The 22358-nt window shown below is 64.0% G+C and carries 19 protein-coding genes; 5 read left to right on the top strand and 14 right to left on the bottom strand.

All coding sequences use genetic code 11. The annotated features are described in order from the left end of the window. The first annotated feature begins 11 nt into the window (after nucleotides 1-11). Nucleotides 12-1334 carry an FMN-binding glutamate synthase family protein gene (locus BFP95_RS21765; protein WP_012723552.1) on the top strand — a complete coding sequence of 441 codons (1323 nt, stop codon included), beginning with the start codon at nucleotides 12-14 and terminating at the stop codon, nucleotides 1332-1334. 136 nt (nucleotides 1335-1470) lie between these two features. Then, nucleotides 1471-2796, top strand: a complete 1326-nt coding sequence (locus BFP95_RS21760) for an ammonium transporter (RefSeq protein ID WP_043205169.1) — start codon at nucleotides 1471-1473, stop codon at nucleotides 2794-2796. A 589-nt stretch (nucleotides 2797-3385) separates the two neighbouring features. On the opposite strand, the gene BFP95_RS21755 is transcribed toward BFP95_RS21760, so the two are convergent. From BFP95_RS21755 to BFP95_RS21715, 9 genes are all read right to left on the bottom strand, one after another. Beyond that, on the bottom strand, nucleotides 3386-4321 hold the full coding sequence (locus BFP95_RS21755) for a bifunctional 5,10-methylenetetrahydrofolate dehydrogenase/5,10-methenyltetrahydrofolate cyclohydrolase (RefSeq protein WP_175405993.1): 936 nt from the start codon (nucleotides 4319-4321) through the stop codon (nucleotides 3386-3388). Nucleotides 4322-4394: 73 nt separating this feature from the next. Then, nucleotides 4395-6074, bottom strand: coding sequence for an APC family permease (locus BFP95_RS21750; RefSeq protein ID WP_065872257.1), 1680 nt, complete (start codon nucleotides 6072-6074; stop codon nucleotides 4395-4397). 74 nt (nucleotides 6075-6148) lie between these two features. Then, nucleotides 6149-8458, bottom strand: a complete 2310-nt coding sequence (locus tag BFP95_RS21745; protein WP_065910676.1) for a DUF1989 domain-containing protein — start codon at nucleotides 8456-8458, stop codon at nucleotides 6149-6151. A 2-nt stretch (nucleotides 8459-8460) separates the two neighbouring features. Then, the gene (locus BFP95_RS21740) at nucleotides 8461-9828 is read right to left on the bottom strand and encodes an NAD(P)-binding domain-containing protein (protein ID WP_065910675.1); all 1368 of its coding nucleotides are present in this window, start codon (nucleotides 9826-9828) and stop codon (nucleotides 8461-8463) included. Nucleotides 9829-9848: 20 nt separating this feature from the next. Then, nucleotides 9849-10715: a formyltetrahydrofolate deformylase gene (gene purU / locus BFP95_RS21735; RefSeq protein WP_065910674.1), complete on the bottom strand. Its 867-nt coding sequence runs from the start codon at nucleotides 10713-10715 to the stop codon at nucleotides 9849-9851. A gap of 30 nt (nucleotides 10716-10745) precedes the next feature. Then, nucleotides 10746-11876 (bottom strand): aminomethyltransferase family protein, encoded by a 1131-nt coding sequence (locus tag BFP95_RS21730; RefSeq protein WP_065872249.1) that lies wholly within the window; start codon nucleotides 11874-11876, stop codon nucleotides 10746-10748. A gap of 30 nt (nucleotides 11877-11906) precedes the next feature. Then, nucleotides 11907-12923: a heme-dependent oxidative N-demethylase family protein gene (locus BFP95_RS21725; protein WP_065872247.1), complete on the bottom strand. Its 1017-nt coding sequence runs from the start codon at nucleotides 12921-12923 to the stop codon at nucleotides 11907-11909. Nucleotides 12924-12934: 11 nt separating this feature from the next. After that, nucleotides 12935-13864, bottom strand: a complete 930-nt coding sequence (locus tag BFP95_RS21720) for a PDR/VanB family oxidoreductase (protein ID WP_065872243.1) — start codon at nucleotides 13862-13864, stop codon at nucleotides 12935-12937. Continuing rightward, complete coding sequence (locus tag BFP95_RS21715) at nucleotides 13861-14307, bottom strand: dimethylamine monooxygenase subunit DmmA family protein (protein ID WP_065910673.1); 447 nt, start codon at nucleotides 14305-14307, stop codon at nucleotides 13861-13863. The genes BFP95_RS21720 and BFP95_RS21715 overlap by 4 nt, the downstream gene beginning before the upstream one ends. A 250-nt stretch (nucleotides 14308-14557) precedes the next feature. Here BFP95_RS21715 and BFP95_RS21710 point away from each other — a divergent pair, with 250 nt between their 5' ends. From BFP95_RS21710 to BFP95_RS21700, 3 genes are read left to right on the top strand one after another with little or no spacing between them, the layout of a single operon-like run. Then, nucleotides 14558-15604: an ATP-binding protein gene (locus tag BFP95_RS21710; protein WP_046035770.1), complete on the top strand. Its 1047-nt coding sequence runs from the start codon at nucleotides 14558-14560 to the stop codon at nucleotides 15602-15604. Then, nucleotides 15573-16232: a response regulator gene (locus BFP95_RS21705; RefSeq protein ID WP_046035758.1), complete on the top strand. Its 660-nt coding sequence runs from the start codon at nucleotides 15573-15575 to the stop codon at nucleotides 16230-16232. Before BFP95_RS21710 ends, BFP95_RS21705 begins: the two co-directional genes overlap by 32 nt. After that, nucleotides 16233-16973, top strand: coding sequence for a PAS domain-containing protein (locus BFP95_RS21700; RefSeq protein ID WP_065881486.1), 741 nt, complete (start codon nucleotides 16233-16235; stop codon nucleotides 16971-16973). It begins immediately after the preceding gene. A 104-nt stretch (nucleotides 16974-17077) separates the two neighbouring features. On the opposite strand, the gene BFP95_RS21695 is transcribed toward BFP95_RS21700, so the two are convergent. From BFP95_RS21695 to ribBA, 5 genes are all read right to left on the bottom strand, one after another. After that, nucleotides 17078-18232 (bottom strand): ABC transporter ATP-binding protein, encoded by a 1155-nt coding sequence (locus BFP95_RS21695; RefSeq protein ID WP_065881483.1) that lies wholly within the window; start codon nucleotides 18230-18232, stop codon nucleotides 17078-17080. A 17-nt stretch (nucleotides 18233-18249) separates the two neighbouring features. Further along, the gene (locus tag BFP95_RS21690) at nucleotides 18250-19059 is read right to left on the bottom strand and encodes an ABC transporter permease (RefSeq protein WP_065871982.1); all 810 of its coding nucleotides are present in this window, start codon (nucleotides 19057-19059) and stop codon (nucleotides 18250-18252) included. Between the two features lie 6 nt (nucleotides 19060-19065). Then, nucleotides 19066-19983 (bottom strand): ABC transporter permease, encoded by a 918-nt coding sequence (locus BFP95_RS21685; protein ID WP_064052598.1) that lies wholly within the window; start codon nucleotides 19981-19983, stop codon nucleotides 19066-19068. Beyond that, a complete protein-coding gene (locus tag BFP95_RS21680) occupies nucleotides 19980-21005 on the bottom strand; it encodes an ABC transporter substrate-binding protein (RefSeq protein WP_065876286.1) in 1026 nt (341 codons plus the stop codon). The genes BFP95_RS21685 and BFP95_RS21680 overlap by 4 nt, the downstream gene beginning before the upstream one ends. A 228-nt stretch (nucleotides 21006-21233) precedes the next feature. Beyond that, nucleotides 21234-22343, bottom strand: a complete 1110-nt coding sequence (gene ribBA, locus BFP95_RS21675; protein ID WP_065910672.1) for a bifunctional 3,4-dihydroxy-2-butanone-4-phosphate synthase/GTP cyclohydrolase II — start codon at nucleotides 22341-22343, stop codon at nucleotides 21234-21236. Between the last annotated feature and the right edge of the window lie 15 nt (nucleotides 22344-22358).

Below are 22358 nucleotides of genomic sequence, written 5' to 3'. Positions count from 1 at the left end.
GGAGCTCCACCATGACTGAACAAACCCCTCCGGTCCTGCGCGAGTCGGCCACCTTCGACCGCCTGACCATCCAGGAAATCCAGCGTGCCGCCGAAACTGGCATCTACGATATTCGCGGCGGCGGCACCAAGCGCAAGCTGCCGCACTTCGATGACTTGCTGCTGCTCGGCGCCAGCGTGTCGCGCTACCCGCTGGAAGGCTATCGCGAGAAGTGCGGCACCGATGTGATCCTCGGCAATCGCTTCGCCAAGAAGCCTATCCACCTGAAGATCCCGGTGACCATCGCTGGCATGAGTTTCGGTGCGTTGTCGGCCAACGCCAAGGAAGCCCTGGGCCGTGGCGCGACCATCGCCGGCACCAGCACCACCACCGGTGACGGCGGCATGACCCCGGAAGAGCGCGGCCAGTCCCAGCACTTGGTGTATCAGTACCTGCCGTCGCGCTACGGCATGAACCCGGATGATCTGCGCAAGGCCGACGCCATCGAGATCGTCCTCGGCCAGGGCGCCAAGCCCGGCGGCGGCGGCATGTTGCTCGGCATGAAGGTCACCGAGCGTGTGGCCGGCATGCGCACCTTGCCCATCGGCGTGGACCAGCGCAGCGCCTGCCGCCACCCGGACTGGACCGGCCCGGATGACCTGGCGATCAAGATTGCCGAGCTGCGTGAAATCACCGATTGGGAAAAACCGATCTACGTGAAAATCGGCGCGAGCCGGCCGTATTACGACGTGAAGCTGGCGGTCAAGGCCGGTGCCGATGTGATCGTGCTCGACGGCATGCAAGGCGGCACCGCCGCGACGCAGGAAGTGTTTATCGAGCATGTGGGCATCCCGATTTTGTCGGCCATCCCGCAAGCGGTACAGGCTTTGCAAGAGATGGGCATGCACCGCAAGGTCCAGTTGATCGTGTCGGGCGGGATTCGTAATGGTGCCGATGTGGCCAAGGCCATGGCGATGGGCGCGGACGCGGTGGCCATCGGCACGGCGGCGCTGATTGCCCTGGGCGACAACCACCCACGGCTGGACGCGGAGCTGAAAAAGATCGGCTCGGCCGCCGGCTTCTACGACGACTGGCAGAACGGCCGCGATCCGGCGGGCATCACCACTCAGGACCCGGAGCTGTCCAAGCGCCTTGACCCGGTGGAAGGCGGGCGGCGGTTGGCCAACTACCTTCGGGTGATGGTGTTGGAGGCACAGACCATGGCGCGTGCGTGCGGCAAATCGCACCTGCACAACCTCGACCCCGAGGACCTGGTGGCGCTGACCGTGGAGTCGGCCGCCATGGCCCGGGTACCGCTGGCGGGGACCCGTTGGGTACCCGGTTCCGGCTACTGAGTTTACCCCCCTGTAGGAGCGAGCTTGCTCGCGAAGGTCGTCAACGATAACGCAGGCATTCTGGATGCCCACGTTGCCTGCGCGTTTTTCGCGAGCACGGTCGCTCCTACACATTTCTTTTGCAGGAGCTTTGAACATGGTCAATCGTCTTCTCGGCAAATCCCTCTTCGGTTTATTAGTGGCCGGTGCCTTTGCACCCTTGGCGTACGCCGCTGATGCACCCACTTTGAACACCGGCAGCACCGCCTGGATGGTCACCGCCGCCGTGCTGGTGCTGTTCATGTGCTTGCCGGGGCTTGCGCTGTTCTACGGTGGCCTCGTCCGTGCGAAAAACATGCTTTCGCTGTTCACCCAGTGCTTCGGCATCGCTGGGTTGGTGGGCGTGCTGTGGGTGATCTACGGCTATAGCATGGTGGTCGACACCACCGGCATGGTCGAAGGGCAGGTGACCTTTAACAGTTTTGTCGGCGGCCTCAGCCGGGCCTTCCTGGCAGGCATGACCCCGGAGAGCCTGGTGGGGGATATCCCGGAAGGGGTGTTCGTGACCTTCCAGATGACGTTCGCCATCATCACCCCGGCCCTGATCGCCGGCGCCTTTGCCGAACGCATGAAGTTCTCGGCGGCGCTGCTGTTCATGGCCATCTGGTTCACCCTGGTCTATGCCCCGGTGGCGCATATGGTCTGGGGCGGTTCGGGGGCCTTGATGCATAACTGGGGCGTGCTTGATTTTGCCGGCGGTACTGCCGTGCACATCAATGCGGGTGTGGCCGCGCTGGCCGCGTGCCTGATCCTCGGCAAGCGCAAGGGCTACCAGAACACGCCGATGCCTGCGCATAACCTCAGCCTGACCATGGCCGGCGCGGCGATGCTCTGGGTCGGTTGGTTCGGCTTCAATATCGGCTCCGGTGGCGGCCTCAGCGGCACCTCGGGCATCGTCATGCTCAACACTCAGTTGGGCGCCTGCGCCGGGATTCTCGGCTGGATGTTCACTGAGTGGTTCAAGGTCGGCAAGCCCAGCGCCCTTGGCCTGGCCAGCGGTGCATTGGCGGGGTTGGTGGGGATTACCCCGGCGTGCGCTTATGTCGGTGTCGGCGGTGCATTGGCCATCGGCTTGCTGTGCGGGGTGTTCTGCTACCTGAGCGTGACCGTGTTGAAGCGCCGCTTCGGCTACGACGACAGCCTCGATGTGTTCGGCCTGCACGGCATCGGCGGCATGATCGGCGCGGTGTTGACCGGGGTGTTCTGCGTACCGTCCATGGGCGGCCTGGTGGAAGGCGTGACCATGGGCGGCCAGGTAGTCGCCCAGCTCAAGGGCGTGCTGCTGACCACGGTGTACTGCTTTGTGATCAGTTGGATCATCCTCAAGGTGGTCAATGCGCTGGTCGGTCTGCGTGCCCATGAATCGGTGGAAGAGATGGGGCTGGACCTCGCCGAGCATAACGAGCGGGCTTACAACCACTGATCATTCCCCCAGAGTTAACGCAGCTCAAAATGTGGGAGGGGGCTTGCCCTTATGCCAGTCAGTTAAGGGCGAGCACTGTACCTGTGGCGAGGGAGCTTGCTCCCGTGACGGCTCAGGAGCCGACGACTATCTAACTGATGCCCCGCTACCTAAACGTGGGGGGCGGTGCGACGATTCGACTTGCCGCCGATGGCGGCCTGACAGCCGACCAGGATGTTGGAGTGGAATGAGTACATATCCATTGCTGCGGTAACGGCGACTTAGGGTTCCGCTCTTACAGCGGGTCACTTTTGGACGGACCCAAAAGTAACCAAAAGGTCCTCGCCCCACCACTCGGCACCTCGCCCAGGCTCGGTGTGCCCGTAATCCGACATTGATTTGGGGGGCCGCCGCCACGCGCCATCCATGGCGCGGGGCGGCTAAACCGGCATCCCTGCCGGTTTACCCCCCAAATCAATGTCGAATTCCGGCCAGCGTGGTTGACGGGGCGCCTGAGATCAAGATCAAGATCTAAAGCAAGATCAAGAGCGGCTCGCTTCGCATCGTGGTTACCGTTGTGGATACCTATGCGCCGACAGCGGTCTGTCAGTCAGCTTGGTTGTAGCTGAGCCACGGCCATCGGGGGCAAGTCCCCTCCCGCATTTGCCTTGCTGCGTTGCAGCTGGCTCGCCACCAGGGTGTTCTTCAGCAAGTAGGCAATCGTCATCGGCCCCACACCGCCGGGCACCGGCGTGATCGCGCTGGCAATGGTGCGTGCGCTGGCGTAATCCACATCTCCCACCAACCGCGTGCCGGTCTCGGTCGTGATGCGGTTGATCCCCACGTCGATCACCACCGCGCCGGGCTTGAGCCAACGGGCATTGATCAACTGCGGTCGGCCCACGGCGGCGACGACGATGTCGGCCAAGCGGCACAACGCCGGTGCATCGACGCTGCGCGAGTGCACCACGCTGACCGAGCAGTTGGCTTGCAACAGCAAGGTCGCCATGGGCTTGCCGACAATGTTCGAACGACCGATCACCACCGCGTGCAAGCCGCTCAAGTCGCCGCAGGTTTCGTGCAGCAGGCGCATGCAGCCGCTGGGTGTGCAGGGCGTGAGCACCTCGATGCCTTGCACCAGGCCGCCGACGTTTTCGCGGTGGAAGCCATCCACATCCTTGATCGGGTCGATCGCGTGGATCACCGCCGCTTCGTCGATCTGCGCCGGCAGCGGCAATTGCACCAGGATGCCGTTGACCGATGTGTCGGCATTCAACTGGGCAAGCAGGTCCAGCACCTGCGCGTGGCTGGCATCCTCCGGCAGCCGGTATTCCAGGGAGCGAATCCCGACGTCCTTGGCCCGCAGCAGTTTATTGCGCACGTAGACGTGGCTGGCCGGGTCGTCGCCCACCAGCAATACTGCCAGGGCCGGGTAGATCTGCTGTGAGGCAAGCAGCAGGACCTCTTCGCGAACCTCGTCGAGCACCAGGGCAGAGATGGCCTTGCCGTCAATATCGCGGGCAAGCGTGGGGAGAGAACTGGTCAAAAGCGTCACCGTTGTCTGGGGAATCAAGGCGCTGAGGGATAAGAATCCCTCAGCCATAGGCAGGCCAGAAGGCTCAGGCTACCAGTTGATGGCAGGCATACACCACCAGCACACCGGCGACCAGCGTGGCATAGGGCAGCCAGCCGGCGCGGCGTTGCCCGTCATCGGCCTGGATATACAGGTCAGTGAGCATGGCGGCGGGGAAGCGGCCCTTGTCCTGCACATAGTGGCGGTAGCAGAACACCGGCAGGATCAGCAGCGCCAGCAACAAACCGGTGACCAGCGTGCCCGCGCCCCAGATGTCCGCGCCCAGGCCCATGCAGGCCAGGTTGACGAAACTCAGCACGCCGCCGGCCGCCAGCAGCACGGTGGGGGCCTTGTACGGGCGCACCCAGTCGGGACGGTCAAGGCGGTGGATCCAGCCGGCATTGAGGTTGAGGAAGTTGAAGATGATGTAGCTGACGTTTGAAGCCGCAAGCACGAATACATAGTCCGACATCAGCAACAGCAGCAGGTTGAACGACAGGTCGGTCCACATCGCCGCCGTCGGCGCGCCATGTTCGTTGGTGCGCCCCAGGTACTTGGGCAGCCAACCGTCCACCGACGCCTGGTACAACGTTCGCGACGAGCCGGACATCGAGGTCATGATCGCCAGCAACGTCGCCAGCACCAGCATGATCAATACGATATTGGCCACCACCTTGCCGCCGCCAATGCTGTCGGCCATCACCTGGCCAACGCCCATGCCGCTGTAGATCGCCGGCGAAAGCAGGCCGCTGTACACCGCGGGCGTGACGACTGCGCCGCTGCCATCGAGCACCGCTGGCGTCACCAGTTGCCCCAGCCCGAGGCTGCCTTGAAACGCCAGCGGCACCAGGGTGAACACCAGGATGCACAGCAGGCCGGCGTAGAAGATCGCCTTGAAGGTGTCGCGCTTGGGGTCCTTGAATTCGCGGGTGTAGCACACCGCCGTTTCAAACCCGTAGGTGGACCACGCCGCCATGAACAGCCCGCCGGCCATCAATGACCAGCCGGACATATCCCATGGCCCATCGATGACTTGCCCGGCTGCGTCATGGGCCAAGGGGAACAGCGGCAGGAAGTTGGCCTGGGTCGCATCCCCGGTGAACAACGGCACCACGCCCACCAGCAGCAGCGGAATCAGCGAGGTCACGCCGAGCACCAAGGTCAGGCGCGCCGAGCGCAGGATGCCGCCATGCTGCACGGCAAACACCGTGAGCAGAATCAGCAGGCCAATACCGAACGTCGCGTTGATGCGCAACGACAGACCGCTTTTCACCCAGCCCAGGTCCAGCAGGGTCAGTTGCCAGGTGTTGATCAACGCATCGGCGGGAAACAGCGCCGTGAGGATATACCCCGCCGCCAGCCCCGAACCGATGGACAGCACCGGTGACCAAGCCAGCCAGTTGCACCACACCGACACCGGGGCGATCAGCTTGCTGTAGCGCACCCACGCCACCGCGCCGTACACCGAGGCGCCGCCGGATTTGTGCGGGAACAGCCCCGCGATCTCGGCGTAGGTGAAGGCCTGGATAAACCCGAACAGGATCGACACGATCCACACGATCCACGCCGGTTTGCCCACCGTGGCGGCAATCGCACCGATGGAGAACAGCACCAGCGCGGGTACGCCACTGGCGACCCAGAATGCCCCGCGCCAATCGATCTTGCGGTGCAGGCTGCCCACCGAGCCGGCAGCCTGCGGTACAGCCTCGAACGTCGTCGCTTCCATCTTCGTATTCCCATGTCTGAATAGCGGTTAGGTTGGGGCAGTCAAAATGCGCTGGCACTCCCGTTTCGGGACGATCAGCTGCGCACCCGGCTTTTGTCCGGGTCGTAGAAAATCGCGGCGCTGACCGTGGCGCTGATGCGCTTCTGCAGGCCATCGACTTTGCCGATCTCAAGTTCAGTGCCGGGTTCGGCGCAGCTCACGTCGACCCGGCACAGCGCGATATTGCTGGCCAGCAGCGGTGAGCGGCAGGCACTGGTGATTACCCCGACCTGGGCGCGGCCCTGGTACACCGGGTCGCCGTGGTGGGCGACCTCATTGCCGCTCAGCTGCAGGCCGACCAGTTTGTGGCTGGGGTGGGCGCTGCGCCGTAGCAGGGCGTCGCGACCGATAAAGTCATCCGTCTTGCTCTTGAGCGGCACGCTGAAACCGATACCGGCCTCGAACGGATCGGTCTGGTCGCTGAACTCGTAGCCGGCGAAAATCAGCCCGGCTTCGATGCGCAGCAGGTCCAGCGCTTCCAGGCCCAGGGGCACCAGGCCCAAGGGTTGGCCTAGTTGCCAGATGCGGTCCCAGACCTGTACGGCGTCTTCGGGCTGGCACCACACCTCAAAGCCCAGTTCGCCGGTGTAGCCGGTGCGCGAAATCATCAACGGGCAGCCGTCGAAACCGTCCAGCCGACCGACCAGGAAGCGAAACCAGCCGAGGGTCTCCACACTCGGTTGCGTGGGCGGCGTCCAGACCATCTGCTTGAGCAGCTCGCGACTCAGCGGCCCTTGCACCGCCAGGTTGTGAATGTGCTCACTGGCCGACTTGACCCACACCTTCATGCCCAGTTTCTGTGCCTGCTCGCGCAACCACACGCCGGCGTAGTCTTCGCCGCAGATCCAGCGGAAGTTGTCCGGGCCCAGGCGCAGCAGGGTGCCGTCGTCGAGCATGCCGCCGTGGGCGTGACACATCGCCGAATACACCACCTGGCCCACCGCCAGGCGCCGTACGTCGCGGGTCAGGCAGTACTGCAACAGGGCTTCTGCGTCGGGGCCGATGATTTCGAATTTGCGCAGGGCGGTCAGGTCCATCACCGCCACCCGTTCGCGGCAACCGAGGTATTCCTCAGTCACGCCGTAACCGTCGTAGCGCAGCGGCAGCCACCAATTGCGGTAGTCGGTGAAGCTGCCGGTGAGGGCGCGGGTGCGTGAGTGGAACGCGGACTCACGGGTGAGGATCGGGTCGGCATCCGCCGTGCTTCGAGTGCTCATGGCGATGGAAAAACGCTCCTTCTCGCTGTAGATGCGGACATGGATATCGGTCGGGTTCCAGCCGTTGGCCGGGTCAATGTCATCCGGGCACGAGGTACTGCCGCACAGCAGGTCGTTCATTGCCCGCAGCAGCACGTAATCGCCGGGCCGCGACCAGGGCTCATCCAGGGTCATCTGCTGGTGCGCATCGATGCCGGTGTTGAAGAAGAAATTGATCGCCGGCCAGCCGTTGCGCGCCTGCACGCCATGGGGCGCAAGGACGCGGCTGAGGTTGTCGCTGCAGTTGTCGTGCCCGAAATAGCCATGGGTTTCGTAGTAGCGCGCCGCGCAGGCCAGGGCGAATGAATCGTGGCGCCCGACTGTGTCTTGCACCACCTCCAGCATCGGTTGCATATGGCGGTCGAAAAACTTCGAGAACAGCCCCGGTGCCGGGTAGGCGCTGCCGTTGAGCGTACGTGTGACGGTCTGGTCCAGGTCCAGCTCCACGCCGCGATCCAGGGCGCGACGGTCGAGGGCGACGAAGTCCGAACACTGGCGGCCCGCGACGTCCAGCACCTGGATGTACTGCCCCTTGGCGACGGTGTAGCTGTGGGCCGTGCCCGCGCACAGGGTGAATTCGTCGAGTACATCGCCCAACGGCTCGGGCAGGGCGGGCACCAGCAGCGGCGACGGGTTGGCCCGCGTCACTATCAGGCGCAGCTCGCTGGGCCGGTATTGCCGGTCGACGGCCGTAGCCTCGGCGGGTGCGGCGACAATCACCAGCAGCGCGTCCTCGGCGACAAACTGTCGGCTGTGGCCGGGCGGGCTGTTGGCGTCCCATAGCGAGGCGGCCAGCGGCAATGCCTGTGCGTCGATGCCGCGCCGCTGGAGCGCCTGGCCGATACGCCCAGGCACACGGCAAGCCGTTGACGCGTTCAGCCCCCAGCTTGCCAGGGCGCTGCGACCGCCAGCGTCGAGGGCCAGCAGTGTGCAGGTTTGCCGGCCTTCGACGTCGATCACTTGCAGGCCGTCGCCGGGTTGCAAGTCGACCAGGGTCACACCGCCGGCGGCCACGCGGTAGCGTTCCAGGTTCGGCGCGCGGGCAAACAGCCCGGGCTCTCGGGGATGGGAAACACGGGGTGCATTCATCATCAGCCGACCGACTTGATGGGGGTCGTGGGCTCTCCCAAGTAGGCCGCCATCGAGTCATCCAGGGCCTGCAACCACGGCGTGTGGTGCGGCGGCGACTGGGTGCCGGTCATCAGCGAGCGATAGGACTTGTCGCGATAGCCCATGATGTTTTCCGCCTTGTCGTGCTTCCAGTGCAGAAAGGTTTCGTTGACGGCGGCGATGTCGAAACTCGGGTAGTCGGTGGCGTCCACCAGTTGCTGGATGTAGGCGCCCTGGTACTCGAACATCTGCTGGTTGGTTTCCAGGGCCTGTTCCCGTGCGTGCCACGCTTGGCTGTCGGCGACCATGTCAGCGTGGCCGGGCAGTGGTATGCGCCCGAGGATCACATCGCGGGCATACCAGGCCTGGGCGTCGAACATGTTGAAGGAGTACCACTGGTCCTGCATGCCCAAGTAGATCAGGCGGGGGTTGGGTTCCCAGAACACGCCCTTGTAGAGGTTCATCGGCCACAGGCGGTTGTCGGTCTTGAGGCTCAGTTCGTCCGGCAGGAACGGGAAGTGGTGCTTGTAGCCGGTGCACAGGATCACCGCGTCGATGTGCTTGCTGCTGCCATCCACAAAGTAGGCGCGGTTGTTTTCCAGGCGCTGGAGCAGCGGTTTTTCTTCCCAGTTATCCGGCCAGGCATAGCCCATGGGCGCGCTGCGGTAGCAACTGGTGATGCTGCGCGCGCCGTACTTGTAGCATTGCGAGCCGATGTCCTCGGCCGAATAGCTGCTGCCGATAATCAGCAGGTCCTTGTCCTTGAACTCCAGCGCCTCGCGAAAATCGTGGGCATGCAGGATGCGCCCGGCGAACTGTTCGAAGCCTTCGAAGTACGGCACCTTGGGCGTGGAGAAGTGGCCGCAGGCGTTGATCACGTAGTCGAATGCTTCGCAGGTCAAGGTGTCGCTGGTGTAGTCGTGGGCGTAGACGGTGAAGCGCTGGCTCTGTTCGTCGAAGGTGACTTGGCGCACCACGTTGTTGAAGCGGATGTAGTCGCGCACGCCGGCCTTTTCCACGCGGCCCTTAATGTAGTCCCACAGCACTTCACGCGGCGGGTAGGAACCGATGGGCCGGCCGAAGTGCTCTTCGAAGGTGTAGTCGGCAAACTCCAGGCATTCCTTGGGGCCGTTGGACCACAGGTAGCGGTACATGCTGCCGTGCACCGGCTCGCCGTTCTCGTCGAGGCCGGTGCGCCAGGTGTAGTTCCACATACCGCCCCAGTCCTGCTGTTTCTCGAAGCACACCAGTTCGGGGATGGCGGCGCCTTTGTCGCGGGCCGACTGGAAGGCGCGAAGTTGCGCCAGGCCGCACGGGCCGGCGCCGATGATTGCAACACGTAGGGTCATGAGCGTGCCTCCTGAAGGGTTCAGCGAAAGATCACTGTCTTGTCCTGGTTGATGAACACCCGGTGTTCCAGGTGGTATTTCAGGGCTTTGGAAAGGGCTACGGTTTCAGTGTCACGGCCGATGGCGACCAGCGAGTCGGGCAAGTGGGTATGGTCGACGCGCTGGATTTCCTGCTCGATGATCGGGCCCTCATCCAAGTCGCTGGTGACGTAGTGGGCGGTGGCGCCGATCAGCTTGACGCCTCGGTCATAGGCCTGGTGGTAGGGCTTGGCGCCCTTGAAACCGGGCAGGAACGAGTGGTGGATATTGATCGCCCGGCCCGACAGTTGCTGGCAGAGGCCGTCGGACAGGATCTGCATGTAGCGCGCGAGCACCACCAGGTCGGTCTGGGTGTCTTCGACGATGCGCATCAGCTCGGCTTCCTGGCTGGCCTTGGTGTCCTGGGTGATCGGCAGGTAGATGAAACGAATGCCTTCGCGCTCGGCCATCGCCCGCAGGTCCAGGTGGTTGGAGACCACGGCGGTGATGTGCATGTCCATCTCGCCCTTGCTGTGGCGGTAGAGCAGGTCGGTGAGGCAGTGGTCGAACTTGCTGACCATCAGCAGCACGCGGGTCGGTTGGCGTGAGCTGAACAACTGCCAGTGCATGTCGAAGCCACCGGCGAGGTCGCCGAGGCCGTTGCGCAGGGCACCGATGTCGCCGCTCACGCCGGTGTTGAAACGGAACACCGCGCGCATGAAAAACTGCCCGGTGAACTCGTCGTCGAACTGCGCCAGCTCGCTGATGTAGCACTGCTGTTGGGCCAGGCACGCGCTGATCGCGGCGACAATCCCGGACGCCGCCGGGCAGGTGATCTTGAGGATGTAATGTTCGCGTGAGGCGTCCATCGAAGGCTCCTGAATTCGGTGAAGGAAGGCTCAGCCCTTGGCCGTGCGCTTGGTTTTTTGCGGGTCGTCGAAGGGCAGGGCGTGGGTGCTGGCGCTGGCCTCAAGGCTGCCGCGAACCTGCAAGGCAATACCGGGTTCGGAACAGGCGACGCTCATGCGCGCGATGGCCATCGAGCGTTTGCTCAGGCGCGAATACATGCCGCAGGTGATCACGCCGACTTGCTGGTTGCCTTGCCACAAGGTGTCGCCAGCCTCGGCGGCGCGGACGCCCTCAAGCAGCACGCCGGTGATCTTGAAACGCTCCTGGCCGCGCAGGCGCAGGTGTTCTTCGGCACCACGGAAGGCGTGCTTGCCAGGGGAAACGGTGAAGTCCAGGCCCATTTCCCAGAGGGTGTCGCCGGCCTTCTGGTCGGCGAAGGGGTACATCTGCGAGTTGTCGTAAGGGAAGAACATCAGCGAGCTTTCCACCCGCAGCCAGTCCAGGGCGGTGAAGGCGCAGGGGATGATCCCCAGGCTCGCCCCTTGTTCAAGAATGCTGTCCCACAGGAACGGCGCATCGGCGGCCTTGCAGAAAATCTCGTAGCCGCGCTCGCCGGTGTAGCCGGTGCGGGAGATCATCACCGGGCGGTCGAACAGGCGGGTTTGCAGGTGATGGAAGTACGCCAGTTGGCGGATGCCGGGCACGTGTTCGGCGAGGAAATCCACCGCCAAAGGACCTTGCAGCGACAGGTCGTGCAGGTCGTCATCGAACAGCACCGCCACTTGCCGGCCCTGGGCCGAGCGCACGAGCATTTCATGCCCGGTGCCAGCGCCATGCACCACCATGAACGCATTCGGACCGGTGCGATAGACGATGCAGTCATCGACGAACTTGCCGTCCTCGTCGAGCATCGAGGCATACACCGATTTGCCGGGGTAGAGCTTGGCAATGTCGCGGGTGGTGGCCCACTGCAACAGGCTCTCGGCGTGGGGTCCCACGTAGTGGACTTTTTTCAGCCCCGACACGTCCATCAGTCCGGCGCGGGTGCGGATCGCCTGGTGGTGGTCGGCGAGGTCGCTGCTGTAGGTCCAGGCAGTGCCCATGCCGTTCCAGTCTTCGAGATTCGAGCCGAGGGCGCGGTGCCGTTCGGCCAATGCAGAAATACGCCATGAGTGGGTCATGTGAGGTTCCTTGTCGTAGAAGAGGGGGCGTCAGGCCTGTGGGTCGAACTGGCTCAGCCACTCGACCAGCGTGTGGCGGTAGCGGGTCATGCCCTTGTAGTCGGCGATGGGGTCGGGCAGGTCGCGCAGCACACGGTGCAGGCGGCAGCCCCAGCCGGGTTGCGTGACCAACTCGTCCAGGCTGATCAGGTAGGTACGGATGCTGAACATCACCGCGTGGCTGCGCGGCAGGCGCGCCATCACTTGCAGCTCGACCCGCAGGTGTACCTGCTGCCCGACGTTTTGCGCGGTGATCTGGCCGCGATCGGCGCCCCATTCATGGAAGGTTTCCGGCGACGAATCCAGGCGCGGGTTGATGGTCAGGGTCCAGTTCAAGCGCCGTACCGGTTGGCCGACCTGCAAGTTGAGCAGGTACTTCAGTGCCCGCTCGAACACACCCATCTGATGGGCCATGGGCACCGGTGCGTGCCATTGCTTGAAACTCATGCCGGCGTCGAACGCCAACGACCAGTCGGCCGGGCTGGTGACCAGGCCGGCGTCCATGTACAGGTCGCCGTCGCGCTGGTCGAGCAGGGCGAAATCCCCCTGCACCTGGCGGCCGATGTACTCCAGCGGCGCGCAGGGCAGGCTGGTGGTATCGCCGAAGATGAACGGCTGGTCGATGTCCAGCAGGTGGTTGCGCCACTGCCAGCGCTCGCCGTCTTGCACCAGGCTGAACCACTGCGGGTAGTCGGTAGCCAGGTGCTCCATGATCATCTGCAGTGCATCCCAGGCGGCCACTTGCATGTGTGGCATCACCAGGTAGCGGCGCGGGTCCTTGTCCAGCACCAGGGCGCGCTCGGCCATTTCCGAGCGGTAGTGCTCGTCGATGTCGAAGGCGTGCTCATAGATCGAGCCGGGGTCGCGGGAGATGGCCGGTTCGATGTTCACCGAGTACAGGTAGCTGTCCTCGATAAAGGGAAAGGGAAAACGGCGGATCGCTGCCGGGCTGTTGCGAAAACTGAAATCGTCGCGATAGCTCAGCACGGGGCTCGTTTGCAGAGGCATGGCACTCACTCCTATAGGTCCAGCGAAACGCAGGGGCCGCTGCCGCGCGAGACGCAGGGCATCAGAAAGTCGGCCTGCTCGGCCGGGCTGAGGAAGCTGTCACGGTGTTCGATGGCGCCGCCTTGGTGGCGCGTGATGCATTGCCCGCAGACCCCGCCACGGCACAGGTTGGGCACTTGCAGGCCGGCCTGCTCCAAGGCTTCGAGCAGGCTTTGCTCGGCTTCGACCCGCAGTCGTCGGCCGCTGCGCAGCAGCTGCAGGTCGAACGGCTGGCCGGGTTGTGCGCCCTTGAAGGCTTCCGAATGCACACGCTTACTCGGCCAACCGAGGCGTGCGGCGTGTTGCTCAACCGCCTCGAGCAAGGGCTGCGGACCACAGGTGTAGACGTGGCTGCCCAGCGGCCGGTTGTCGAGGATTGGGTTCAGGTCCGGGCGCCGGTCGTAGGTGTGCAGGCGCGGGCCGAGGCGCTGTTGCAGCTCGTCGAGATAGGCGTCGCTGAGGCCCCGGCGGAACAGGTAATGCAGTTCGAAGTCGGCCTGCTGTTGTTCCATTGCGGCGATATAGGCCATGAACGGCGTGATCCCGATCCCGGCGGCGATGAGGATATGCAGGCGCGCGGTGCCATAGGGCGCGAACAGATTGGCCGGCGGCGAAATTTGCAAGGTGTCGCCGACCTGCACCTGCCTGTGCAGGTACTGCGAGCCACCGCGCGAGGCGTCTTGCAGGCGCACTGCGATGCGGTAGTGCTGGGGGTACGCCGGGTCGCTGGTGAGTGAATAGGCGTTGCGCACCGTGCCTTCGGCCAGCGGCAGATGCACCTGCACATGGCTGCCGGGCGAGAAGCCGGGCAGGCTGCCCGTGGCGGGCGTCAGGGTGAATTCGCGAACTACGGGCGTGAGCATGCGTGCTGCGCTGACTTGGACGTTGAGGGCCGCGCTCATGGCTGGAACCCCGCGTAGGGCTGGTCAGGGTTGATGCACACGCCGAGGTACGCCCCCAGGCGCCGGGAAAAATGCGTGCGGACCTCCAGCCCGACGTGGCAGCCAATGCAGTTCAACAGCGGGGCCGGCCCGGCCGCCTGGGTCAGGCCGCAGTGCGCGCAATACACTTGGCGCAGGCCCGGCGTGGTGCAGGTCATGTCGATCTCGTCGTCTTCCAGGCCCGCGGCGCGGGCCTCGCCGTGCACACGCCAGATAAAGGCTTCGTCGCCCAACAGGTAGAGCCGGCACCCCACGGTGGCGCTGGCCAACGCGTGTTGCAGGCGCCGCGCAAAGTCAGGGTGTTCGCCGTTCAACAACACGGGCATGTGCAGTTCACTGATGAACGCTGCGCGGGCGGTGGCGGATTGCATCACCACGATGGGGCGGCTGCGGGTGAACGTCATGCGGGCTCTCCACGGTGCGTTTTTGTTTCCTGTTGGGAGAGATACTTTCCTATGGGGAAAATGTTCTCAATCTGGAAAAAGGGCTATGCCTTTGGAGATAAGCCTTGTGCGCCGGCCATTCGGGGCATGGAAGTTGCTGGGCTTCTTGACCACGCAGAGCAACCGGACGGGGAGTTATCAAAGAGTGCTGACACGACCAAAAGGCTGGCCGCTCTGGTTGGGGCCTGTACGACCCGAACAGGCGCGCAGCGTGCGCAGGTTGTTGGCCGGGTTGCCCCTGCACGCTGACGGTGCCTTGTCGGGTTTCCTGGACCGTTTCGACGCACTGCTGCCGCCTGCCAGGCTTAACCTGATCCTCGGCGGCGAAGACCTGGGCCCGACGCGGCGAGGGGCGGTCGACGGCTGCCAGGCCGTCGCGCGCTGCCCCTGGCGCGACGCCAGCGTGACGGACGCTCCCCAAGCCTGCGGACCTTGCCGGCAAAGGGGCGTGCACCGTCTGGTGTGCGCCTTGCCCGAGGGTGAAAAGGGCGCATTGCTGCTCGACACCCCTCGGCGGGCCGGTGCCAGTTGGCGCCGGATACTGGAAGAGGCGGCGCAGGCGGTGGGCGTGACCGTACGCCTGCGCTGCCACAACCGTGAGCAGCAGCGCAAACAGGCGACTTCCCGCCACGGCGCCCTGGCCCGTGAGCTGCACGATTCGGTGGCGCAGCAGTTGGGCTACCTGTCGTTCCAGGCCCATGGCTTGCAGTCGCAACTGGGCGAGCCGGCCCTGCAGGACCTGTGCACCGGCCTGAGCCAACTGCAACGCCAGGTGCGCGAGCTGATCACCAGTGCGCGCCTGACCATGGACGGGCGCTCGCTGCGCCAGGCCCTGGCCGATTCGGTCGCGGAGTTCTCGCGGCGTTGCATCATTGTCTTCGAACTCGACAACCGCCTGGCCGACGACGCCCTGAGCCCGGAAACCGAATTGCAGATCCTGCAGATCATCCGCGAGGCCCTGACCAACGCAGTGCGGCATTCCCACGCGCGCCACGTGCGGATCGAACTGCGCCAGACCCAGGAGGGCGACGCCTCGGTGTCGGTGGAAGACGATGGCATCGGCTTGATCCCGGCCTGCGACGAGCACAACCATTTCGGCCTGGCGATTATCCGCGAGCGCGCCGCCAGCATCGGCGCACGGCTGAGCATAGAGGCGATCCGTCCGCACGGGGTGCGTGTGCACCTTGGCCTGCGTCGCCATCACGATCTGCCACAGGGGAGTCTCGATGGACTGCACGACCTTATTACTGATCGATGATCACCCGTTGTTTCGCAAGGGCCTGGCGCAGTTATTCGATGCCAGCGGCGACTTCGAAGTGGTGGGGCAGGCGGCCAGCGGCCGAGAGGGCATCAACCTAGCCGTGAGCCTGACGCCGCAACAGGTGCTGCTGGATTTGCACATGCCCGGCCTCAGCGGTTTGCAGGTACTGGACGAACTGCGCCAGTTGCGCCTGGATTGCCAGGTGGTGGTGCTCACCGCCTCCATGGACCGCGCCGAGTTGCTCACGGCCTTGCGCCTGGGCGCCAGCGGTTATGTGCTCAAGGAAACCGAGCCGGATGCATTGCTGGCGTATATGCGCAACTGTCACAAGGGCGCGATCGTACTGGACTCGACCCTGATTGCCTTGCTCGCCGACCAGGCTGAGCCGTCGCCGTCGTGCGACCCCATCGACAGCGGCAACCTCACCGAGCGCGAAGGCCAGACCCTGGCGCTGATCGCCGCCGGCATGAGCAATAAACAGATCGGCCGCGAACTGGGAATCAGCGACGGCACGGTGAAGATCTACGTGCGCAGCCTGCTGCAGAAACTCGGCCTGCATTCGCGCCTGGAGCTGGCGGCCTGGGTGCACAGCGGCGCCTTGATGAAACACGAGGAGCGCCACTAGATGAGGGACAGCCCCGAAGCGTTTGCGCCGCCGCCCATGGACGTGATGGATTGCTTTCCCGCCGCCTTAGTGCAACTGCGCGACAACGGCCAGATCGCCCACTCCAACCTGGCCTGGGCCGCGTTGATGGGCCCGCACGGCGCGGAGCGTAACCTGATGGACTACGTGCACCAGGAAGACCGCCCGCTATGGCGCCAGGCCTTGAATGAACTGCGCCGCCGCCCCGACACCTCATTCAACCAGCGCCTGCGTTTTGTGCACCCCAGCGGCGAATTGCGCTGGTTCGAGATCAGCCTCAAGCGCGGCCCCCAAGGCTTCTACCTGGTGGCCGGGGACGTTACGGCCCACAAACGCCGCGAAACCGCCTTGCAGGCCAGCCAGCGCAGCAGCATGAGCTTGCTCGACAGCATGCCGGGCCTGATCTATCGCGGCCGCAACAACCGCGACTGGACTATGGAATTCGTCAGCGCCGGCTGCCTGCAACTCACCGGCTACCCCGCCGAGCGCCTGGTGGACAACCATGAGTTCACCTACAACAGCCTGATTCTCGCGCAGGATGCCGACTACGTCTGGCGTGAGGTGCAAAATGCGTTGTCGCGTCAGGAGCCGTTCGAACTCAGTTACCGGATTCGCTGTGCTGATCAGTCGATCAAGCAGGTGTGGGAGAAAGGCGTGGGGATTTATGCCGATACCCGTGAGGTGCTGGGGATCGAGGGGGCGATTTTCGAACGCACGCTTTAACGGGCAAACGCAGTTCAAAATGTGGGAGCGGGCTTGCTCCCACATTTTGGATCGAGGTGTATCAACCGCCCCGTGCAACTTTAAAAGAGGGACCCAAGGGTGACTCAATGCGCGCCAGCCGCCTTGTTCAGGTCGCTTTCGGCCCACTCCGTATACACACACGCATCCGCCGTCGCCCAGCGCACACGTACCGGGTCGCCGGCCTTGAGCGGCATGCCCGCAGCGGACAACGCCTTGACCGTCATCGACGTGCCACCGAGGGTTTTCACCGTGCAGGTCTGGCTTTCACCGAGGAACAGCACTTCACCCACGATCGCCGATACTTCATTCCAGCCCGCCGCCAACGGCTGCTCGGCGGCCTGTTCGACATTCAGCGCCAGGGCTTTTTCCGGGCGCACCATCAACAGCACATCCTGCTCGGTGTGCAGCCCGATGGTCAGGCGGATCGACAGCGCCTGGCCTTCGAACGACGCCACTGCGTTGCCCTGGGCCTTGAGCTTGAGGAAGTTGGAGTTGCCGAGGAACGAGGCGACAAACGCGTTCGGCGGGTTCTGGTAGAGGTCGAAGCCGCTGCCCAGGCCGACGATCTTGCCGTGGCTGAAAATCGCGATGCGCTGGGACAGGCGCATGGCTTCTTCCTGGTCGTGGGTCACGTAGACGATGGTGATGCCCAGGCGCCGGTGCAGTTGGCGCAGTTCGTCTTGCAGGTCTTCACGCAGCTTCTTGTCGAGGGCGCCGAGGGGTTCGTCCATCAGCAGGATGCGTGGCTCGTACACCAGCGCGCGGGCGATGGCGACCCGTTGCTGCTGGCCGCCGGACAGTTGCGATGGGCGGCGATGGGCGAACTGTTCCAGCTGCACCAGCTTGAGCATGGCGTCGACGCGCTTTTCGCGTTCGGCGCTGGCCAGTTTGCGAATCGCCAGGGGGAAGGCGATGTTGTCGCGCACCGACAAATGCGGGAACAGCGAGTAACGCTGGAACACCATGCCGATGTCGCGCTTGTGCGGCGGCACGTTGACCAGGGATTGACCGCTGACCAGGATCTCGCCGCTGCTCGGCGTTTCGAAGCCGGCCAGCATCGACAGCGTGGTGCTTTTGCCCGAGCCGCTGGAGCCGAGGAAGGTGAGGAATTCGCCGTCCTGGATGTCCAGCGAGATGTTGTCCACGGCAGCGAATTCACCGTAGTGCTTGTTCAGGTTGCGCAGGCTGACCAGGGGGTGGCCGTGGCTCTGTGCGACATCGTTGATCACTGCACTCATGTTCTTCTCCTCGGCGCTCAGGCGCGGGTTTCGGTACGCCGGCGAACGGCGGCGGCAATCACCATGACCAGTACCGACAGGCCGATCAGCAGCGTCGACGCGACGGCGATCACAGGCGTCAGGTCCTGGCGCAGGGTGGTCCACATTTTTACGGGAAGGGTTTGCAGGGTCGGGCTGGCCATCATCACGCTGAGCACCACTTCGTCCCACGAGACCAGAAAGGCGAACAATGCGCCGGCCACCATCCCCGGGCGGATCGCCGGGAAGGTCACCTTGAACACCGCCTGCAAGCGCGAGGCGCCGCAGATCACCGCCGCGTCTTCAATCGACTGGTCGAACAGCTTCAGCGAGTTGATGATCGAGATGATGGTGAACGGCAGCGCAACGATCACATGGCTGACCACAAACGCGAACATCGTGCCGGTGTAGCCGAGCTTGAGGAACAGCGCGTACACCGCCACGGCGATGATCACCAAGGGCACGATCATCGGCAGGGTGAACAGGCCGTAGAGCAGCTCGCGGCCGGGGAAACGGCCACGCACCAGGGCAAAGGCGGTGGGCAAACCCAGCGCCACCGCGAAGATCGTGGTCAGCACCGCCACCTTGAGACTGGCCATCGCAGCGTTCATCCAATCCGCGTTGGAGAAGAACTGGCCGTACCATTTGAGCGTCCAGCCGGGCGGCGGGAACACCAGCCATTGCGATGAACCGAACGACAGCAGCACGATAAACACAATCGGCAGCAGCAGGAACAGGCCAATCAACCCGGTGGTGGTGTAGAGGCCCAAGCGCATCCTGCGACTCATGGCATTGGGGGTCAGAAGCATGACGGCTTACCTCGCGTTGCTGGCGCCAACCGGGGATTCCGGCTGGAGCTTCAGGTAGAAGTAGAACAGCACCAGCGTGATGAAGATCAGCAACGCGGCGCCGGCACTGGCCAGGCCCCAATTAAGGAACGATTGCACCTGCTGGATGATGAACTCCGGCAGCATCATGTTCTGCGCACCGCCGAGTAGCGCCGGGGTGACGTAGTAACCGAGGGACATCACGAACACCATCAGGCCGCCGGAAAACAAGCCCGGCCGGCACAGCGGCAGGAAGACGCGGAAGAAGTTGGTCCACGGGCTGGCGCCGCAGATCGAGCCGGCCTGCAGGATCATCGGGTCGATGGCCTGCATGGTCGCCTGCAACGGCAGCACGATGAACGGGATCATGATGTAGCTCATGCCGATCACTACGCCCGTGAGGTTGTGCACCATCTCCAGGGGCACATCGATGATGCCCATGGCCATCAGCGCCTTGTTGATCACCCCGGAGGCTTGCAGCAAGACCAGCCAGGAGTAGGTGCGGGCGAGCAGGCTGGTCCACATCGACAGCAGCACGATGTTGAGGATCCAGCGTCCCCAGCCGCGTGGCACCAGGGTGATCGCCCAGGCCAGCGGAAAGCCCAGCAGCAGGCTGAACAAGGTCACCAGGCCCGCCACCGAGAACGTGTTGAGCAGCACTCGGGCGTAGGCCGAGTTGGCGAACAGTTGTTCATAGTTGCCCAGGCCCGGCACCGGCTCCAGCACGCCGCGCAGCAACAGGCCGATCAGCGGCGCCAGGAAGAACAGGCCGAGGAACAGCAGGGCCGGGATCAGGTTGCTCGACCCCCGCCAGCGCTGCGCCAGGGACGGCGCCCCGGCCTTGGCCGAAACCGCGCCGGCAGCGCCGAGGGCGCTCCCGGTCGGTGTGGTTGCCGTCATTTTCATTTGACTAGCCATTCATTCCACCGTGTCGCAATGGCCGGGCCGTTCTTGGCCCAGTAGGCGAAATCGAGGGTGATCTGATCCTTGACGTAGGCGGTCGGCAGGTTCGGCGCGAGTACCGAATCCAGGCGCTGCACACTGTCGATATTCACCGGTGCGTAGGCGGTCAGGTTGGAGAAGTCAGCCTGGCCCTTGGCGCTGCTGGCGTTGGCCAGGAATTTCATCGCGGCGGCTTTGTTCTTGCTGCCTTTAGGCACGACGAGGATGTCGGCCATCACCAGGTTCTGCTTCCAGCTCACGCCAACCGGCGCGCCGTCTTCCTGCAGGGCGTGAATGCGGCCGTTCCAGAACTGGCCCATGCTGACTTCGCCGGAGGCCAGCAGCTGTTGCGATTGCGCGCCGCCGCCCCACCAGACGATGTCTTTCTTGATGGTGTCGAGTTTCTTGAAGGCGCGGTCCAGGTCCAGCGGGTAGAGCTTGTCGGCGGCTACGCCGTCGGCCAGCAGCGCCAGTTCAAGCACGCCAGGGCTTGGCCATTTGTAGAGGGCGCGTTTGCCAGGGTAGGTCTTGGTGTCAAACAGCGCGGACCAATCCTGAGGCTTGCCAGCGCCGAGCTTGCCTTCGTTGTAGCCGAGCACGAAGGAGAAGAAGAACGAGCCCACACCATGGTCGGAGACAAACCGCGGGTCGATCTTGTCGCGCTGGATCACCGAGAAGTCGAGGGGTTCGAGCAGGCCTTCGGCAGCGGCGCGCAAGGCGAAGTCGGCTTCGACATCCACCACGTCCCACTGCACGTTGCCGCTTTCGACCATGGCCTTGAGTTTGCCGTAGTCGGTGGGGCCATCCTGGACCACGGTAATGCCGCTGGCCTTGCTGAACGGGTCGGCCCAGGCCTGCTTCTGCGCATCCTGGGTGCTACCGCCCCAGCTCACGAAATTGACGCTTTCGGCTGCCAGGGCCGCGTGAGTGGCCGTAGCCAATAAACCCGCGAACAGCACCGCGGTTGCACGTTTGTTCAACACCATTTTCACGCCCTCATTTGTTTTGTTATTGAGCGGGCTTGGTAATGCCCGCCTATCGGGAGCAGTAGGTCCATCGGGAGCCTCTAATCGAGACCCCAAAAGGCGACCGTGCCAAGGGCTTTTATTGGTGCTCTCCCTGGCGGGCGCACTTGGCAGAAGCGTTCGGCCTATGGAATATCATATTATGGTATTCCAAACTTTGTGCAAGCATTTTGCCTTACCGGTTATCCGTCATTCGGTGAAGGGAATGCTCTCGATCACCTCCAGGTCGTAGCCGGTCAGCCCGGCGTATTTGAGGGGCGGGCCGAGGTGACGCAGCTTGCCGACGCCGAGGTCCTGCAAGATCTGCGCCCCGGTGCCCACTTCAGAATAGATGCGCGACTGCGAACGGTTGAACTGGCGCGGCGCCTGGGTCAGTTGCGGCACGCGTTCCAGCAGCGCCTGGGACGACTCATGGTTAGCCAGCACCACCACCACGCCGCTGCCTTCAGCGGCGACACGTTGCAAAGCCGCCCACAGCGTCCAGTTGGACGGGCCGCTGTAGTCGGCGCCGACCAGGTCGCGCAGCGGGTCGATCACGTGCACGCGCACCAGCGCAGGTTCATCGCGGCGCAACTGGCCCATCACCATCGCCATGTGCACGCCGCCGTCGATGCGGTCTTCAAAGGTGATCAGGCGGAACGTGCCGTGCACCGTGGGTAGGTCGCGTTCGCCGATGCGCACCACGGTGCGTTCGGTGCTGAGGCGGTAGTGGATCAGGTCGGCGATGGTGCCGATCTTGATCCCGTGTTTGCGCGCGAAAATTTCCAGTTCGGGACGCCGCGCCATGGTGCCGTCGTCATTCATGACTTCTACGATCACTGAGGCGGGCGTGTGCCCGGCCAGGCGCGCCAGGTCGCAACCGGCCTCGGTATGGCCGGCGCGGGTCAGTACACCGCCGTCTTTAGCGCGCAACGGGAAGATATGCCCCGGCTGCACGATATCGGCAGGCCCGGCATTAATATCGACTGCGGCCGCGACGGTGCGCGCGCGATCGGCGGCTGAGATGCCGGTCGTCACGCCGGTGGCGGCCTCGATGGACACGGTAAACGCCGTGCTGAACACGCTGCCGTTGCTCGGCACCATCTGTTCCAGGCCCAGGCGCTGGCAATGTTCATCGGTGAGGGTCAGGCAGATCAGGCCACGGGCTTCGCAGGCCATGAAGCTGATAGTCTCGGCGGTGCAGCACGCTGCGGGCAGCAACAGGTCGCCTTCGTTTTCTCGGTCTTCGTCGTCCACCAGGAGCACCATCTTGCCCTGGCGGTAGTCTTCAATGATGTCTTCGATGCTGTTGAAGGACATGTAGGATGCTCGGTC

It is taken from the genome of Pseudomonas sp. 58 R 12 (assembly GCF_900005865.1).
GTDB classification, from domain to species: Bacteria; Pseudomonadota; Gammaproteobacteria; order Pseudomonadales; family Pseudomonadaceae; genus Aquipseudomonas; species Aquipseudomonas tritici.
This window is presented reverse-complemented; position numbering and strand designations above follow the sequence as displayed.